9 protein-coding genes are annotated in these 18246 nt (G+C 75.3%); 6 read left to right on the top strand and 3 right to left on the bottom strand.

Annotated elements, in window-relative coordinates:
• Positions 1 to 22 precede the first annotated feature (22 nt).
• From AC1WTP_RS04440 to AC1WTP_RS04430, 3 genes are all read left to right on the top strand, one after another.
• Positions 23 to 2065 (top strand): penicillin acylase family protein, encoded by a 2043-nt coding sequence (locus AC1WTP_RS04440; protein ID WP_481648088.1) that lies wholly within the window; start codon positions 23 to 25, stop codon positions 2063 to 2065.
• The gene (locus AC1WTP_RS04435) at positions 2055 to 2642 is read left to right on the top strand and encodes a GNAT family N-acetyltransferase (protein WP_481647965.1); all 588 of its coding nucleotides are present in this window, start codon (positions 2055 to 2057) and stop codon (positions 2640 to 2642) included. The genes AC1WTP_RS04440 and AC1WTP_RS04435 overlap by 11 nt, the downstream gene beginning before the upstream one ends.
• Before the next feature lie 99 nt (positions 2643 to 2741).
• Entirely contained in the window at positions 2742 to 3611 is an 870-nt protein-coding gene (locus tag AC1WTP_RS04430; RefSeq protein ID WP_481647964.1) for a hypothetical protein, read from the top strand.
• A gap of 29 nt (positions 3612 to 3640) precedes the next feature.
• Here the strand turns inward: AC1WTP_RS04430 and AC1WTP_RS04425 are convergent, their stop codons facing one another.
• A complete protein-coding gene (locus tag AC1WTP_RS04425) occupies positions 3641 to 11839 on the bottom strand; it encodes a protein kinase domain-containing protein (RefSeq protein WP_481647963.1) in 8199 nt (2732 codons plus the stop codon).
• Between the two features lie 383 nt (positions 11840 to 12222).
• Here AC1WTP_RS04425 and AC1WTP_RS04420 point away from each other — a divergent pair, with 383 nt between their 5' ends.
• The gene (locus AC1WTP_RS04420; protein ID WP_481647962.1) at positions 12223 to 13620 is read left to right on the top strand and encodes an acyl-CoA synthetase; all 1398 of its coding nucleotides are present in this window, start codon (positions 12223 to 12225) and stop codon (positions 13618 to 13620) included.
• A gap of 52 nt (positions 13621 to 13672) precedes the next feature.
• On the opposite strand, the gene AC1WTP_RS04415 is transcribed toward AC1WTP_RS04420, so the two are convergent.
• Positions 13673 to 15229 (bottom strand): AMP-binding protein, encoded by a 1557-nt coding sequence (locus tag AC1WTP_RS04415; RefSeq protein ID WP_481647961.1) that lies wholly within the window; start codon positions 15227 to 15229, stop codon positions 13673 to 13675.
• A 2-nt stretch (positions 15230 to 15231) separates the two neighbouring features.
• Positions 15232 to 15978: a class II aldolase/adducin family protein gene (locus tag AC1WTP_RS04410; RefSeq protein WP_481647960.1), complete on the bottom strand. Its 747-nt coding sequence runs from the start codon at positions 15976 to 15978 to the stop codon at positions 15232 to 15234.
• A gap of 47 nt (positions 15979 to 16025) precedes the next feature.
• Here AC1WTP_RS04410 and AC1WTP_RS04405 point away from each other — a divergent pair, with 47 nt between their 5' ends.
• On the top strand, positions 16026 to 17180 hold the full coding sequence (locus tag AC1WTP_RS04405; RefSeq protein ID WP_481647959.1) for an acyl-CoA dehydrogenase family protein: 1155 nt from the start codon (positions 16026 to 16028) through the stop codon (positions 17178 to 17180).
• A gap of 12 nt (positions 17181 to 17192) precedes the next feature.
• Positions 17193 to 18242, top strand: a complete 1050-nt coding sequence (locus AC1WTP_RS04400; RefSeq protein ID WP_481647958.1) for an acyl-CoA dehydrogenase family protein — start codon at positions 17193 to 17195, stop codon at positions 18240 to 18242.
• Positions 18243 to 18246: the final 4 nt, after the last annotated feature.

Genomic DNA, 18246 nt, shown 5'->3' with positions numbered 1-18246 from the left:
GCCGGCGCGCGCCGGCAGGCGGGTGCAGGTGTTCCGGGACCCGTGGGGCATCCCGCACCTGCGGGCGGAGAGCGCCGACGAACTCGCGTTCGCGCAGGGCCGCACGACCGCCGTCGACCGGGCCTGGCAACTGGAGGTCGAACGGCACCGGTCGCAGGGCACCAGCGCGGCGTTCCTGGGGGCCGAGGCGGTGGAGTGGGACGTCTTCGCCCGCCGGGCCCGGCTGGCCGACACCGCCCGGCGCTGCCACGCCGCCCTCGACCCGGCCACCGCCGGCTGGGTCGGCCGGTACGTCGACGGGGTAAACGCCGGGCTCGCCACGGGCGCGGCCCGGGCCCCGGAGTTCGCCGCCACCGGGCTGCGCCCCGGCCGGTGGGAGCCGTGGACCCCGCTGGCCCTCTGGCTGACCCACCACATCCTCTTCGCCGGCTTACCCGGCAAGCTGTGGCGCGAGCACGTGGCCCGCCGGCTCGGCCCCGCCGCGGTCACCCTCTTCCACACCGACGGGCCGGCGACCTCCGGCAGCAACGGCTGGCTGCTGGCCGGGGAGCGGACCGCCAGCGGGGCGGCGCTGCTCGCCGGCGACCCGCACCGCTTCGTCGAGGACCCCGGCATCTACCAGCAGGTCCGGCTCGCCTGCCCGGAGTACGACGTGCTGGGGCTGGCCGTGCCCGGAGTCCCCGGGATCGGCCACTTCGGACACGCCGGGGAGGTCGCCTGGTCGATCACCAACGCGATGGCCGACTACCAGGACCTGTACGCCGAGCGGCTGCGCCGGCGCGGCACGGCGGTGGAGGCGTACGGGCCGGACGGCTGGCGGCCGGCGCGGGCGCACCTGGAGACCGTGGAGGTGGCCGGGGCGGCGCCGGTCGAGGTCGAGGTGGTGGAGACCGAGCGCGGGCCGGTCATCGCCGGCGGCCCCGACGACGAGCCGGCGGTCAGCCTGCGCTACCCGCCCCGGGTCACCGGGAACCTCGGCTTCGCCGCGCTGCCCGCGCTGCTGCGGGCGCGCACCGTCGCCGACGTGGACGCCGCCTTCGACCACTGGGTGGAGCCGGTGAACGTGGTGCAGGCGGCGGACACCGCCGGCGGCCTGCTGCACCGGGTCGCCGGCGCGGTGCCGGTGCGGCATCCGGACAACCGGCTGCGGGTGGTGCCGGCCTGGGAGCCGCGGCACGCCTGGCGGGGTTGGCACGCGCCGCTCCCCCGCGCCGAGGTCGACGGCGTCGCGGTGATGGCGAACCAGCGCGGGCTGGCCGCGCCGCTCGGGGTGGAGTTCGCGCCGCCGCACCGGGCCGAGCGGATCCGGGCGCTGCTCGACGCGTCGACGGGCTGGCGGGCCGGGGACCTGGCCCGCGTCCACACCGACACCTACCTGGCCTCGGCCGAGCCGCTGCTGGCGCTGCTCGACGGGCTGACCGGTCTCGGCCCGCGGGCCGGGGCGCTGCGCGAGCGGCTGCGCCGCTGGGACTGCCGGATGGACGCCGACAGCGTCGACGCCGCCGCGTTCGCCGCCCTGCGCGCCGCGGTGGTCCGCCGGTTCGCGGCGCATCCCGCGCTGGCCGGTCTCGCCGACCCACCGGCGTACCCGGAGCTGTTCCGGCCCTGGCTGGCGCTCACCCCGCGGGTCGGCTACGCGCTGGAGTCGCTGCTGCGCCTCGGGCTGCCCGAGATCGACCGGCCGGCGCTGGTCCGGGCGGCGGTGGAGGAGGTGGCCGCCGACCCGGGCGCCGTCCGCTGGGGCGAGCGGCACCGGCTCGCGCCGTGGCGGGCGCTGCCCGAGCCGGCCGGCGCGCCGGGACCGGAGCTGGCCGGCGACCACGACTGCGTGCTGGCCACCTCCAGCGTGCCCGGAGTGACCGACGCGTGCCTGCGCGCGCCGGTCGCCCGGTACGTCTGGGACCTGGCCCGGCGCGAGGAGAGCCGCTGGGTGGTGCCGCACGGCGCCTCCGGCGTGCCCGGCGACCCGCACCACCACGACCAGCAGCCGCTCTGGCTGACCGGGGAACTCGTCCCGGTGATCACCGACTGGGACCGCCTCACCGAGGAGCGAGATGAGCACTGAACAGCGCACCGCCACGACGCCCGCCGCCGACCCGCACCGGTACGCCCGGGAGGTGCCCGGGTTCGGGACGGTGACCATCCGGCCGGTCGACCCGGGCACCGACATCGACCTGCTGCACGGCTGGGTGACCCAGCAGCGGGCCCGGTTCTGGGGGATGCTCGACGCCGACCGGGAACGGGTCGAGGAGATCTACCGGTACCTGGACTCGTTGCCCACGCACCACGCGTACCTGATGCACCGGGACGGGGCGCCGGTGGCGCTGCTCCAGACGTACGACCCGTACGCCGACCCGGTCGGCGAGTGCTACGACGTACGCCCCGGCGACTACGGCATCCACCTGCTGCTCGGTCCGCCGTCGTCGACCGAGCACGGGTTCACCGCGGCCCTGATCGGGGTGATCCTCCACTTCGTCCTGTCCGATCCGGACCGGCGCCGGATCGTGGTCGAGCCGGACGCGCGCAACGAGCGGGCGATCAGGCGGCTGCTGCGCTCCGGGTTCGTGGCCGGGCCGCAGGTGGACCTGCCGGAGAAGCGGGCCCAGCTGCTCTTCCTGGACCGGGCCGACGCGCCCTGCTGACCGGCCCGGGACGGGCCGATGACGGGCCCGGGCGCCGCGCGGCGTGGGCGTGGCGCGGGAGCGGCCGGCGGCGTGCCCCGGTCCGCTACCTTGGTCGCCATGCCCTTCGACGCACACGTGTTGCGGGTCCTGATCGCATCGCCGGGAGACACGAGCGCGGAACGCGACGCGGTGACCGAGGCCCTGCACGGCTGGAACGCCGCCCGGGCCGAGCGGGAACAGGTGGTGTTGCTACCCAGGCGGTGGGAGACCAACGCGGTGCCCCGGCTCGGTGGGAGCGCACAGAGCATCATCAACGAGCAACTCGTCGACCGTGCCGACATCGTGATCGCCCTGTTCGACTCGCGGCTGGGCATGGCCACGACGGCGGCGGTGTCCGGCACCGCGGAGGAGATCGAACGCTCGCACGCCGCGGGCAAGCCGGTGCACGTCTACTTCTCCGACGAGCCCATCCCGCGGGACGCGGATCTCGGGCAGGTGCGGGCCCTGCGCGCGTTCCAGGAGCACCTGTCGAAGCTCGGCCTGCTCGGCACGTACGCCAGCCCGGAGGACCTCGGGCACCAGGTGCGGCAGGCGATCGAGGCCGACCTCGACCTGCTCGGTCTCGGTGCGCCGCCCCGCCGGACGAGCGGCCGGGAACACGCGGTGCTGCGCGCCCGGTACGACAGCGAGCGGGAGCAGTACCGGGACGACCGCGGGGCGGTGAAGTACCGGATCCGGCGGGAGCGACTGGTCGTCACCAACGCCGGGGCCGCGAAGGCCGAGCGGGTGCGGGTCAGCGTCGGCAGCCTCGCCGGTCAGGGGAACCCACCCCGGCTGTACGGCGACGAGGCCCCGGACATCGTGCCGCGTGGCGAGTTCTCCTGGCCGCTCATGGGCGCACTCGGCGACGGCCGCGCGTTCGCGGTGGTCATGCGCTGGAACGAGGGCGACGCCGAGTTCACCGAGACGCAGCACGTCTCCCGCTAGGGCGGCGCGGGCCTGGCCCTCCGCCGCCGTCAGCCGGCGATCATGTTGATGATGTCGTTGACCAGGGTGATGACGGGCAGGCCGACCCGCTGGAAGAGCGGGGTCGTCGCCGGCAGCGTCTCCGCGGCGTCGACGATGTCGGCGCCGATGCGCTGGAGCCGGGCTGCCCGCGGCGCCTCCGCGGTCGCCTCGCCGGTGAACGCCGCCAGGTCCCGGGCCACGCCGTCGGCGAGCCCGGGCGACAGCTCGGCCCGCAGCGCCTCGACGGCGGATTCGAGCTGAGCGAGCCGGGACGACAGCTCCGAGCCCTCCGCCCCGGCGCCGACGGCGAACGTTCCGATCCGGTTCTTGTGTCCCACCACCGAATTCGTGACCGAGCTGCCCTCGATGCTGATCCCGTCCTTGGTCACGTTCATCTCCTCGACTGTGTGGATGATCAGGTTCTGGCCCGCCGCACGGGTCGGCGCGGGCGGGGGTGCGAGCTGGGCCGGCCGTTCCGGCGCGGCCTCCGGCACGGCCAGCCGGAGGTCGCGCGCGAAGTCGGCGGCCGTCACGTAGCGGTCCTCGTCGCGCAGCGCGACGGCCCGGCTCAGGCACGCCATCAGCGGCAGCTCGACCGGCAACGGCCGGGCCCCGACCGGCCGGTCGGCGCGGTCGAGGTCGCCGAGATCGGTGCCGTAGGGCAGCGCGCCGTTCGGGTCGAGCATCTGGTACAGGACGACGCCGAGGGCGAAGACGTCGTCCGTCGGCCGCGAGCCGCCCTCGTCCTGCTCCAGCCGGCGCAGATAGCCCGGGCTGAGGTAGCCGGGCGTGCCGCCGCTGATCGGGTTGGCCGACCCGTCGTGGGTGCCGCGCCCCCAGTCGACGACGCTCACGGTGGTGTCGTCCACGATCAGGTTGCCCGGCTTGATGTTGCCGTGGGTGACCCCCCGCAACCGGAAGACCCGCTCCACCACGTCGCACGCCGCCGCGATCCACCGGACCAGCTTGTGCGGCTCGGTCGGCACGTCGCGCTGCATCCGGGCGATCTCCGCCAGCGAGCGGCCCTCGGCATGGTCGAAGAGGAACCAGTCACCCTCGCGCCCCACGTACCGGGGCACGCCGGTCACCGGCGTCCGGGACAGGTAGGTGAGGAACTCGTCGACCAGCTTGGCGGTCTCGTCGCCGGTCAGCGCCGACGAATCGGCCCGCGACCGGGCGCCGGTGTCGGCCCCCTGTGTCACCCGCTTCGCGGTGAACAACTGCCCCTCCCGCATGACCAGCCGGGTACGGCACGGTCCCAGCGAATACGTTCGCTGGGTCTCGTACTGGCTCGCGTGCAGGTGGCTCTCCTCGATGGTGAACCGCAACTGGGAGAACTGCCGTTCCGCGAAGTGCTGGACGTGCAGGTTGATGATCTCGTTCGCCCACCGGTACTGCTCGCGGTCGACCCGCAGCAGGCCGATCAGGAGGTAGCGATCGATCTGGTCCATGTGCCGAGCATCGAGTTCCCGCTTCAACTCGGCCGTCTCGCCGAGGTCGATGGCCCCCTGCGCCCGGTTGGCGAGCTGGACGAGCAGGTCGCGACCGTCCGGCCCCTCCGTCTCCAGCTTGACGATCCCGATCGTGGCGGCCGAGGTCTTCGCCATGGCGAGCCCGACCTCGCCGACCAGGCCGCGGGTGACCAGGCGGCGGCGGTCGGTCGTGAGGCGCAGGGCGACGTTCTTGCCGATGTGGTGGATGTGGTTGGGGTGGCCCTCCGTCAGCCGCCACACCTCCGCCCTCGCCTCGGGCAGGATGCGGGCCGTCCCGGCGAAGCCCTCCTCGAAGACCTGTTCCGTCGCCCGGCGGTCGAGGTAGCCGAGCGTCTCGGTCTGCAACTCGTCCTGCAGCGCGGTGCCGGCCAGCAGCGATTTCAGCGTGGCGCCGGTGCACGAGCCGCACAGCAGCAGGGCGACGGCACCGCTGTTGGCGATCGTCCGCAGGCTGGCCGCGACCGGGCCCAGCTCCTGCCGGGCGTGGAGATCCTTCAGCAGCTCCTGGATCTCGTCGAGGATGACGAGGAAACCCATCCGCTCGCCGCAGGCGGCACGCAGCCGCCGGCACCACCGGATGAACGCCTGCGCGTCGTCCGGCTCGGTCGGCGGCGGCGGGACCGGGTCGGTGAACCGGCCCTGCGCGGCGAGCGCCTCGGCGGCCGAGGCGATCGCGCGGCCGATGCGGCCCAACGGATGGACCCCCGACGGAAACGAGCTGACGTCCAGGTAGATGGGGAGCACATAGGGGATCTTCCAGGTCCCGGGCGGGCCGTCCGTCTCCAGCCACTGCAGCAGCGAGGTCTTGCCGACCTTCCGCGGACCGGTCAGGCTACGGATCGTGGCGTTGCGGGTGTGCGCCTCGCCGTACTCCAGACGCAGCTTCTCCAACTCGGCGTTGCGACCGAAGAACATGTCGCCGGTCGCGCTGACGTTCGGTGTGAACAGCGACCGGACCGGGTGGTCGTGCTGGTCGCCCACCTCGGGGGTGAGCTGCCGGACGATCTCGTCGCGGAGGCCGTCGGCGGTCTGGAAGGTCACGGTCAGGCTCACGTCGTCCGCGACGTCGTCCGCGCAGAACCCCTCGGTCCGCTGCTCCTCGGCACCCATCGGCCCGAGGTTGGTGGTCTGGCCGCCGAGCCGGACGCGCAGGTCCCGGACGTCGACGTGCGCGGTGAACTCGACGACCGCCTCGACCGGTCCGCCGACGATCCGGCTGGCGGCGAGCACGTTCACCTCGATCGCCCCGGTGGAGCTGCGCTGGTCGCGGGCGATCTGCTCCCATCGCCCGTACAGCCACTTGCCGACGGTGACCGCCGCCTCCTCGACCACCGGGGAGCCGAGACCGCCCTGCAGCGACCGGATCTGCCGCAGCGCCGTCAGCAGTTCGCTGCGCAGCCCCGCGTCGGTGGCCGGATCACCGACCTGCGGCAGCAGGTCGACGCAGCGCCGCCACAGCGCGGCGAGCCGGTGGACCGCCTGGGCGACGCCCGTCCCCTCGGTGAACCCGAGCAGCCGGTCGGTCAACGCCGCCAGCGGCGGCTCGACGCGCCCGATGTCGTCGTCCGCCTTGATCCGTTGGATCTCCCACAGGGTGGCGTTGATCTTCTCGCGGTAGACGGACCTGCGGTACTCGATGCTGCCGCGTTGGGCCTCCGCACGATCGCGGTCGCCCGGCGTCAGCAGGTGCCACTCGCGCTTGACCTCGAGAACCCGTTCCAGACCCTCCAGGTAGAGGGTGCGTTCGCAGAACGCGGTGAGGTCGTCGAGCATGGCCCGGCGGTCGCGGGCGTTCGGATCGAGCAGGCTGAACCGGGCCGCGAACGCGTCCTCGACGAGGCCGCACTCCTCGGCGACCCGTGCCCGGAGCAGCCGCAGCTCACGGTTGCGGTCGGCCGGCAGCCGGTCCGCCAGCCGGTCGAGGAAGTTCCGCAGCCGGACCGGGTCGTGGCCGGCGAAGTGGTCCACCAGCGCTTCGAGATCGTCGGGGCGCAGCTCGGGCGCGTGGGCCGCGCCGAGGGCCTCCAGCCGGTGCCGCTCGATCGCCCACGCGACCGCCTGCTCGCTGGTCAGCCGGGGCGTGAACAGCAGGTCGACGGCCCGCTGCACGAGGTCGTCGTGGCCGTGCTGGTTGGCGATCACCGCGGCGAGCGCGGCGGCGAACTCGGGACGGCCCGGCAGGGCGTCCTCGGCGCGGCGCAGCAGCGCCTCGGCGGCCGCGCGGGGGCGGTTCTGCAGATGCAGGAGCACGCCGGCCAGCCCGAACGCGTACGCGTTCGCCTCGGGCACGCTGGCCACGGAGAGTTCGGCGAGGTACCCGGTGGCCTGGTCCAGCTCCCCCGCCGCGTACGCGAGCTGGGCGAGCAGCAGCTTGCCCTGGACGCTGTAGGAGATCGACTCCGCGATGGCCCGGGCGTCCGACAACCGCCCGAGGCGGATCAGCGCGCCGGCCGCGTTGCGCGCCACCCCCAGATGGCGCGGCTGGATCTGCAGCGCCGCGCCGAATTCGGTCGCCGCCAGGGGCCAGTCCTCGTTGCGGGCGGCGCGGATCCCGGCGTCCACCGCCGGCCGGGCCGCGTCGTCGATGTCCATGAACTCGTCGCGCGGTGGGAACGGGGTGAGCACGTCGACCGCTCGGCTCTCCAGCCGCTTGATCTCGGCCGAATAGTCCGGCAGTTGGGCGAGGACCTCGACGGGCTCCCGGGTGGTCATGGATCGCACCAGCTCCTCGAGGGCGGACCGCCGTTCCCGTAGCGGTCTGCTCTCGGTCGGCCGGGCGCGCTTGCCCAGTAGTTGCCGCGCCTCGGCCGACGACGGGTTCTGCAGCAACGCGGCCTCGGCGTACCGCCGGCGCGCCGTCCCGTCGCCCCGCTTCCGGGCGAGCTTCGCCAGGGTCAGGTAACGGGTGTAGTCCGCGTCGTCCGCGTGCCGGCCCAGGATCGCTTCGAGCTGGGTCGCCCGGTCCCGACCGGTGGCCAGGGCCAGTGCCGGTGCGAGCAGGTCCCCGGCGAGGTCGAACCGCTCGAGGCAGTCCAGCACCATCGTCCACGCCCGCTGGTCCTCGCCGGCGAGCGCGAGGGCGCGGATCAGCTCGGCGTACGGATGCGCCGTCGGGGAGGGAAGCTCTTCGAACATCTCCTCGATCCGGGCCAGCAGCAGCCGTTGCCGGTCCGGCGGGGCGTCGGCCATCTCGGCACGCAGGGCCGAGCTGGCGACGATGAACCGGTGCGCGTCGGGGGCGCGCCGGAACGCCTCGACGGCACGCGACGCCGACGCCACCGCGGCCGGTGGGGCCGATCGGGGCGACGGGACGGAGCGCCACCCGGAATAGGCGACCGGCATCGGCAGCGGGCGTCCGAGTTCGGCGAAGAGCCGCTCCAGGGCGGCCCGCTGCTCGGGCAGGTACGTCCGGGAGGTGACCCGGGTGTGGTACTCGAAGGCGGCGCAGGCCGACTCCAGGTCGCCGAGCTGGGCGAAGGCGCAGCCGAGGTTCCATGCCGCGCTGGCCACCAGGTAGAGGCGATCCGACGTCTGCCGGTAGAGCGCCACGGCCTCCCCCGCCCGCCCGGTCAGCACCAGCGAGCCGAGGGCGTTGGGCAGCGCCAGGCCGAAGCCGGCGGCGACGGCGTCCCGCCACAGCGGCGCCGCGGCCGCCGGTCCCTGCTCGAGCTGCACCTGATGGGCCCGGTGGACCGCGGGCGGGGTGCCCGACGTGACCACGATGTCGGTGATCCATGGCGGCGGGGCGAGCGCGGGGCCGTCCGGCCGCGGCGGTCCGGGCGCGGCGGGCAGCCGGAGCCAGCCGCCCGGTTCGCTGTCCGGGTCGATGCCCGCGTCCCGCATCAGCCGTTGCAGGGTCAGCCACACCCGCGGCAACTCCGTCGGCCGGACGACGGACTCCATGCCCCGCAGGAGTTCGATCGCGTCCCGGGTGCGGCCGGCGTAGCTGAGTTCGGGCGCCAGCACCAGCACCGCGCTGAGCTGGCCCTCGGCCGGCAGGAACCGGACCAACGCCCGTAGCAGCTCCTCGGCCTGCGGCGCGGCCAGGACCTCCGCCAGGATCACCGGGGCGGCCGAGGGCGTCGCCTTGAGGGCCTGGCGCGCGAGCTCCACCAGGTAGGACGGGTCGTGCGGGTCGACGATGGCGGCGCGCACCTCACGGATCAGGTCGCGCGGCTGCGGAACCCGGGGCAGCGCCGTCGCCCCGGCCGTCGGTTCCGCCGCACCGTTCGGCCGCACCCGGCCGCCCGGCCGGTCGGCACTCATCCGCTGCCGCAACCGGTGCAGCTCGTCCACCGACGCGCCGAGGTCGGCCGCCGTCCGCAGGTGCTCCTCCGCGAGGTCGGCGGCACCGACCTCCACCGCGATCCGGGCCAGTTCGTAGTGGTGGCGCCAGTTCGCGGCCCCGGCCGCCGCGATCTCCGTGACCGACTCGCGGGCCTGGTCCAGCCAGCGCTGCTCCCGACAGATCCGCAGCAGCAGGAAGGCGCCGGGTGAGTGCGGGGCCACCCGCAGCAGGCGACGGATCCGGCGCAGCGCCGCCTCGGCCTGGCCCTGCTCGTACAGTGCCTTCGCGGCCTTCTCCTGCGCCTGCATGACGTGGTGCGGCACGGCCGGCGCCGCGGCGGTCGGCACCCACTCCGGCGCCAGCTCGCCGTTGACCCGGAGGAACTCGGTCAGCGCGGCGCGCTGCTCCGCCGGCACCCGATCCGCCATGAAGTCGACGAAGTACCTCAGCGCGCCGAGCGCCTCGGCGCGGCAGCCCACCGCGGCGTACGCACAGCCCAGGTTCCACGCCAACGTCGCGTTGCCGTAGAAGCGCTCCGCGCACTCGCGGTACAGCTCCAGACCCCGCACCGGTTCCCCGGCGACCACGTACTGCCCCACCGCCCAGCCGAGGGAGATGGCGGCGCCGGCGCGGGCGTCGTCGGCCAGTTCGGCCGCGGACGGGCGGGCGTCGTCGGTCGACGACGGGTTCGTCCGCGGGACGAGCAGGTAGGCGGCCGGCAGCGGCGCCGCCACCGTCAGGTCGGCCGGCGGGACGGGCGGCCGGCTGCGCCGCGCGGCCTCCTCGGCGCCCGCCTCGTCGCCGCGGGCACGCCGCACCTCGGCCAGCCGGTGCAGCAGCGCGGGGCGCTGCCGTGGGGGAAGGCCGGAGAGCAACGCCTCGACGAGCTCGCCGTCGGTGGCGAACCGGTCGATCACCAGGTCGACGATCTCGCCGGTGTCGGGCCGGCCGAGGCGGCGCACCAGCGCGAGCAGCTCGTCGCGGTCACCGTCGGCGACGGCCTGCTCGATCGCGGCGGACAGGGCGGACAGGTCGGACACGTCGCGGCGGCGCTTGAAGTCCGCCAGGGACGGGGTCGGCGGCGCGGTCGCCGCACCCGGGGTCGGTGCGGACCGGGCCCCGGTGTCGGTCGGGCCGTCGATCTCGGTCAGGTGGAACTCGGCGTCCTCGAACCGCTGTTCGTCGATGGCGATCCGGGCGGCCCGCAGGTGCGGGCCGGCGCTGCGGGCCCGGTCCGGGGGCATGGTGTCGATCCGGTTGTCGATCCGGGCGAGCCGCCGCCGCAGTTCCGCTCCACGCACCGTCACGGCGAGCAACTCGAGGCCGTCCCGGGCGTACCCGAGGTCACAGTCGGCGATGCCCTCGCCGATCAGCGCCGCGACCTCCTCCACCTCGGCGTCGTCCGGACAGCGGGCGGCGTATTCGAGGACGCGCTCGTGCAGGTCCTGCAACGGTGCCAGGGCCTCCTCGACCTCGGCCGTCGCGATGTCGAGACCCGCCAGCACGGCCGCCACCCGGCAACCCAGCTCGGGCGTGCCGGCGTGCGCGAGCGCGGCCTTCGCCACCGCCTCCGGGAGGCGCTCGCCGGCGGGCGGCGGCTCGGCCGCGGTGAGGGCGATGTCCAGGAGCTCGGCCAGCGGCGCGGGCAGACCGTGGCCGGGTACGGCGGGCGGCACGACAGCGCCCTGCGACAGCCGTCCCAGCTCGATCAACCGGCGTACGTGGTCCTGGATCTGTTCGGTCGCCCGCACCAGCAGCGGCCAGCGTCGACCGTTCGTCGGGATCGGCTCGCGCAGCGTCCGGTTGGCGATGGCCACCAGTTCCTCCGGGCGCTCACCGAGCAGGCCGGCATCGTGCGGCCGCCCGGCGCGGGCCGCCGCGACGACCTCGCGGACGGGCTTGACGAACAGCGCGCTGGTCACCTCGCGGTCGATCGCGCTCAGCCGGAACGCGTCGCGCTCCAGCGCGCCCAGCACCCGCTCCAGTTCCTGGCGCGCGGCCGCGCAGATCATCACCGGCGCGTCGCCGACCTGGTCGGTCAGCGCGGCGAGGGGGGCGTACACCTCCTCCGGCAGGTGCCGGCCGCCGTAGATGGAACCGTTGAACGGGCGCCCCAACCACGCCCTCGCGAACCAGTCGAGCAGCTGGCTGAGCTGGTGGTCCTCGGCGGCGTACGCCGTGTCGCACAGCCGGCCGAGCAGCCGCACCACGCGCGGTTCGGCGCCGTCGCGACGACGGTCGTCGGGAGTGACGATGGACGCGATCAGCGCGGCCTCCCGCGCCAGCAGGGCCGCCGCCACCGCGGCGTCGCGCAGGGTCGACGCCGGCACACGCCCCAGCCCGTCGTGCACGTCGGCCTCGACGACAGCGACGAGTGCCTGTGCCGCGACATCCGTCCGGGACGACTCCTCCTCCGTGATGCTCAAGATCACCCCCTGGCCCGCCGTAGGATGCCCCGACAACCGTCGACGCGACGCCCGCCGGTGCGCAAACCCTGCCACTGTGCTGCTGGTCGGCGAACTCGCACAGGCAGGATTCCGACAGTAATCCGCCTCCCGGCCACCGGGTGGGAGACGGTCCGTGGCCCGCAGCCACCCCGCGAACCCTACAGACAGGACGGTCGGCGCAGGACCCGTCGGTCGAGGGAGGACGGGTGGACGCCCGGCACCGGCCCGCCGCGATCGGGAACGACCCGACGCCCAGGGGTGGTGGGCAGGCCCGGGCGGTGGCTACGGTCGGGCCGGGCCCGCGCCACCGGGCTCCGGTCCGCCCGCCGGCGACCGCCCCGCCGCTCGTGAGAGGCGACGACGTGACCCTGTTGACGGCGTTGTCGGAGGCCCCGGACGACCCTCCGGACGCGGTCCGGGTGGCCGGCCGGTCGATCTCCCGGGCGCAGTTGCTCGCCCGCGCCACGGCGGTCGCCGACCGCATCCGCGGGCTGGAGCGGGTGGCCGTGCTGGCCACCCCGTCGCTGGAGACGGTGGTGGGGATCGTCGGCGCGCTGCTGGCGGACGTCACCGTGGTGCCGGTGCCGCCCGACGCCGGGCCGATGGAACGCGAGCACATCCTGCGGGACTCCGTCGCGGCCGCCGTGCTGGCCGCCGAGGGGGACGACGTCGACGGCGGCGGACTGCCGGTGATCCCCGTGTCACCGCACCTGGTCTCCTCGGCCAGCCACCCGGAGCCCGACCCGGGCCGGCCCGCGCTGATCCTCTACACCAGTGGGACCACCGGGCTGCCCAAGGGGGTGCTGCTCTCCCGCCGGGCGATCGCCGCCTGCCTGGACGGGCTCGCCGACGCCTGGGCCTGGAGTCCCGACGACCTGCTGGTGCACGGGTTGCCGCTGTTCCACGTACACGGACTGGTGCTGGGGCTGCTCGGGCCGCTGCGACACGGCAGCCGGCTGGACCATGTCGGACGCCCGTACCCCGAGCGGTACGCCGCCGCGGGCGGGACGCTGCTGTTCGGGGTGCCGACCGTCTGGTCCCGGGTCTGCGCCGACCCGTCGGCCGCTCGGGCACTGCGCCGGGCCCGGTTGCTGGTCTCCGGCAGCGCGGCGCTGCCCGCGCCGGTCTTCGCCGGCCTGCGCGCGCTCACCGGGCACCGGGTGGTGGAGCGGTACGGGATGACCGAGACCCTGATCACGGTGAGCGCCCGGGCGGACGGGCCCCGCGAGGCCGGTTGCGTGGGCCTGCCGCTGCCCGGCGTCCGCACCCGGCTGGCCGACGAGCACGGCGACCCGCTGCCCACGGACGGGTCGGCGATGGGTGAGCTGGTGGTCTCGGGTCCGACGCTCTTCGACGGCTACCTCAACCGGCCGGACGCGGACGCCGCCACCCGCACCGGCGACGGCTGGTACCGCACCGGCGACATCGCGACGATCGGCCCGGACGGGCGGCACCGGATCGTCGGGCGCGCCTCGACCGATCTGATCAAGAGTGGCGGCTACCGGATCGGCGCCGGGGAGGTCGAGGAGGCGCTGCTGGCCCATCCCGGGGTACGCGAGGCGGCGGTGGTGGGCGCCCCGGACCCGGTGCTGGGCCAGCAGGTGACCGCGTACGTGGTCGGCGACGGGGTGACCGAGACGGAGCTGATCGACTTCGTGGCCCGCCTGCTGTCGGTCCACAAGCGACCCCGCCGGGTGCACCTGGTGGACGCGCTGCCCCGCAACGCCCTCGGCAAGGTGCAGAAGACCCGGCTCGGGTGAGCGCAGCCCGATCGGGGCGGAACCCGGCTCCACGGCGAGTGCTGCCCGGTCGCTAGGAGCGCGCGGCGGCCGGCGGTCGCGGCGCCAGCGACCGCAGCGCCTCGCGGCGCAGCTTGCCGGTCTCGTCGCGGGGCAGCCGGTCGACCACCCGCCACACCCGGGGCACCTTGAACCCGGCCAGCCGGGTGCGGCAGTGCCGGTCCAGTGTGGCGGGCGCGTCGGCGGCGGCCAGCCCCTGCCCGGTCAGCTGCACCACCGCGCACACCCGCTCACCGAACTCCTCGTCCGGCACCCCGAGCACGGCCACGTCCTGGACCGCCTCGTGGGCCAGCAGAGCCGCCTCCACCTCGGCCGGGTAGACGTTCACCCCACCGGAGACGATGGTCTGGCTGTGCCGGCCGGTGAGGTAGAGGTAGCCCTCGTCGTCGACGTACCCCAGCTCGCCGTAGGTGTAGACGCCCGGGGCCAGGTGCGCCTCCCGGGTCTTGGCCGGGTCGCCGTGGTAGTGGAAGTCCTGCGCCGCGCCGCGGCGGAAGAAGACCCGGCCGACCCGGCCCGGCGGCAGTTCCGCGCCGTCCGGCCCGGCGATGAGGATCCGGGTCGGTGGCACGGCGCGCCCGACGCTGCCCGGCCGGGCGAGCCACTCGTCGGCCTCGATGAGGGTCACCACGCCGCCCTCGGTGGCCGCGTAGTACTCCACCACCACCGGGCCCCACCACTCGATCATGCGGCGCTTCACCTCCGGGCCGCACGGGCCGCCGCCGTGCCAGACCCGCCGCAGGCCGCCGCCGTGGAAGCGGCGGCGCACCGGCTCCGGCAGCCGCAGCAGGCGGACGAACTGGGTGGGCACCAGGTGGCACACGGTGATCGATTCGGCGTCGATCAGCCGCAGCGTCCGTTCCGGGTCGAAGCGTTCCTCGATCCGCAGCTCGCAGCCGCGCAGCAGGGGCAGCAGCGCGAAGTAGAGCTGCGCGGAGTGGTACCAGGGGCCGACCAGCAGGGCCCGGCCGGCGGCCGGCACCCTCAGCACCAGTCCGGCGTACGCCAGCAGCCGGCCCACCCCGGCCAGCGACTCGCCCTGCCGGAACACCCCGTTCACCACGCCCTTCGGCGCCCCGGTGGTGCCGGAGGTGTAGAGCATCACCGAGCCGCAGACCTGACCGTCCGGCTCCGCCGGGTCGGCGGCGGCGAGCAGCGGCTCGACGGCGGTGCAGCCGGCCGCCTCGGCGGCGCCGACGAGCAGCCGGACCGGGCACTCGCCGGGGCGCAGCGCGGCGGCGACGACGCCGGCCCGGGGCGCGTCCACCAGCACCGCGCGGCTGCCCGAGTCGGTCAGGATGTGCCGCAGCTCCGGCGCGGTGAGATGCCAGTTCACCGGGACCACGCGCAGCCCGCCGTGCAGGCCGGCGAGGAGCGCCTCGAACACCTCGACCCGGTTGCCGACCACCACCGCCACGGTGTCCCCGGTCGACAGGCCGCACCCGCGCAGCACCCGCAGCCACCGGTTGACCCGGTCGTTCAGCGCCCACCAGTCGAGGCGGCGGTGCCGGTCGGCGAGCGCCGGCTCCCCGGCCCGGTCGCGGACCAGCTCGTCGAGGAGTCGGGCCACGATCAGTCCAGCAGGTCCGGCTCGGCGCGGACCACGTCGTCGTAGAGCGGCCGGAAGTTCAGCCGCCCCAACGCCGGCGTGCCGATGGTGGCCCGGGTGGCCCGGGCGTCCGCCGGGTCGACCGGCACCGGCCGACCGGCCGCCTCCGCGAGCAGCTGCACCTGGCAGCAGCGGTCCATCGACACGAACCACCAGGCCGCCTCGGCCACGCTGCCGCCGACGGTGAGCAGGCCGTGGTTGCGCAGGATCACCGCCTTGCGGTCGCCGAGCGTGCCGGCGATCCGCTTGCCCTCGGCCGGGTCGAGCACCACCCCGGAGTAGTGCTCGTGCACCTCGTGGTCCTCGAAGAACGCGCAGGCGTCCTGGGTGATCGGGTCGAGCGCCCGGCCCAGGGTCGACCAGGCCCGGCCGTACGTGGAGTGGGTGTGCGCCGCGGCGACGACGTCCGGGCGGGCCAGGTGGATCTGCGAGTGGATCGCGTACCCGGCCGGGTTGATGGTGCCGGTCCCCGCCACCACGGTCCCGGCGTGGTCGACCAGGAGCAGGTCGCTGACCCGCACCTGGCCGAAGTGCTGGCCGAACCGGTTGATCCAGAAGTGGTCCGGGCGGATCGGGTCGCGCGCGGTGACGTGCCCGCCGGCCCCCTCGTCGAAGCCGAGCCGGGCGAAGATCCGCAGGGTCGCGGCGAGCTGCCGCTTGCGGTGCTGCCGCTCCTCCTCGGGCGACCGCTCGGTGCGCGGAGCGTTCATGTCGCGCACGGTAGCCGCTGCCACGACGCGTGGCTACGGTGTCGCTCGTGGACCTGAACGACAGTGCCGAGCAGGCCGAGTTCCGCGCCGGGCTGCGGGCGTGGCTGCGCGAGCGGCTGCCCGAGCCGACGCCCGACCCGACGCCGCCGGACCCGGGCGCCCTGCGGGACTGGACGAAACAGGTGCACGCCGCCGGCTACGCCGGCCTGACCTGGCCGGTGGCGTACGGCGGGCGCGGCCTGTCCCCGGTGCACCAGGGGATCTTCGCCGAGGAGTGCGCGCTGGCCGGCGCCCCGGACCAGCTCAACGTGATCGGGCTGAACATGGTCGGCCCGACCCTGATCCGGTACGGCACCCCGGCCCAGCAGGAGCGCCACCTGGCCGCGATCCTCACCGGCGAGCACCTCTTCTGCCAGGGTTTCTCCGAGCCGGAGGCCGGCTCCGACCTGGCCGCCGTCCGCACCGCCGCGCGGCGGGTGCCCGGCGGCTTCGTCGTCGACGGCGAGAAGCTCTGGTCCTCGTACGCCCCGCTCGCCGACCACTGCCTGCTGCTGGCCCGGACCGGGCCGGACGGGCCGCGGCACCGCGGCCTCACCTGCTTCCTGCTCGACATGCGGGCGCCGGGGGTGACGGTGCGGCCGCTGCGCCAGCTCAACGGGGCGGCCGAGTTCGGCCAGATCCTGCTCGACGGGGTGCCGGTCGGGGACGACCGCGTGGTCGGCGAGGTCGACGAGGGCTGGGCGGTGGCGATGACCACGCTCGCCCACGAGCGCGGCACCTTCGGCATCACCCTGAACGCCCGGCTCAGCGTCCAGTTCGACCGGTTGCTGGCGACGGTGCGGGCCACCGGTCACGCCGGCGACCCGCTGGTCCGCGACGAGGTGGCCCAGCTGCACGTGGAGCTGCAGGCGCTGCGCTGGACCGGCTACCGGGCGCTGACCGGGTTGCAGCGCACCGGTGAGCCGGGCCCGGAGAGCGCGGTGCTCAAGCTGCACTGGTCGCACGTGCACCAGCGGGTCTGCGACCTGGCGGTCCGGTTGCTCGGCGCCGGCGCGACGCTGGACGGGCCGGACGCGTACTGGGCCGGCTACTGGCCCGGGCAGTTGCTGCGCAGCCGGGGCAACACCATCGAGGGCGGCACCTCGGAGATTCTGCGCGGGCTCATCGCCGAGCGGGTCGCCGGCCTGCCGCGCTGGCGCTGACGAGGGGGCGGGATGGAGTTCGGCTTCACCGAGGAGCAGCGGCACCTGCGGGAGGTCGCCCGTGGCTACCTCGCCGAGCGCTACCCGGCGGAGCGGGTGGCCACGCTCGCCGACGGCGCCGGGCACGCCGCCGACGGCTGGGCGCCGCTGGTGGACCTGGGCTGGCGGGACGCCGACCTCGGCCTGGTGGAGCGGGCGGTGCTGGCCGACGAGTCCGGCTACGCGCTGCACCCGGTGCCCTGGTGGAGCACGCTGAGCGCGAACCTGCCCGGCACCGCGCCGGCCACCTTCGGCTGCCACGACGACGACTGCGCGACGCTGGACGCCGCGCACCGGCGCAGCGCGGTGCGGGCGGTCACCGGCCCCGGCGGTGGCTGGCGGGTGTCGGGCGTGAAGCGGCTCGTCCCCGACCTGGCCGCCGCCGACGACGTGCTGCTCACCGCCGGCACCGCCGAGGGGGTGGCGCTGTTCCGGGTCCGGCGTGACGAGGTCGGGGTGACCGTCGTCGACCGCGCCGGGCTGGACGGGCTGCGCCGGCCGGCCGACCTGAGCTGCGACGGCACCCCGGCCGAACCGGTCGCCGACGTCGCCGCCACCCCGGCGGCGCTGCGCCGGCTGCGCTGGCGGGCACACACCCTGCTGGCGGCCGAGGCGCTCGGGGTGGCCCGCCGGGCGTACGACCTGGCCGTCGCGCACGCCCGGACCCGCACCCAGTTCGGCCGGCCGATCGGGGCGTTCCAGGGGGTCAGCTTCCGGGTCGCGGACAGCTACGTGGCCGTCGAACTGGCGCACTCGCTGGTCTACCGGGCGGCCTGGCTGGCCGGCCGGGCCGACGAGCAGCCGACCGAGGCCGTGTCGGAGGCGGTCGCCGGCGCGCTGGTCGCCGCCCGCGACGCGGCGGTACGCGGCTGCGAGCACGCCATCCAGGTGCTCGGCGGGATCGGGATGACCTGGGAGCACCCGGTGCACCGGTGGTACCGGCGGGCGCTGTGGGCGCGCGCCTTCGACGCGTCGTCGGCCCGGCACCGGGCCGACCTGGCCCGAACCCTGCTCGGGAGCTGACGTG

The organism is Micromonospora sp. R311, from assembly GCF_056780015.1.
This window is presented reverse-complemented; position numbering and strand designations above follow the sequence as displayed.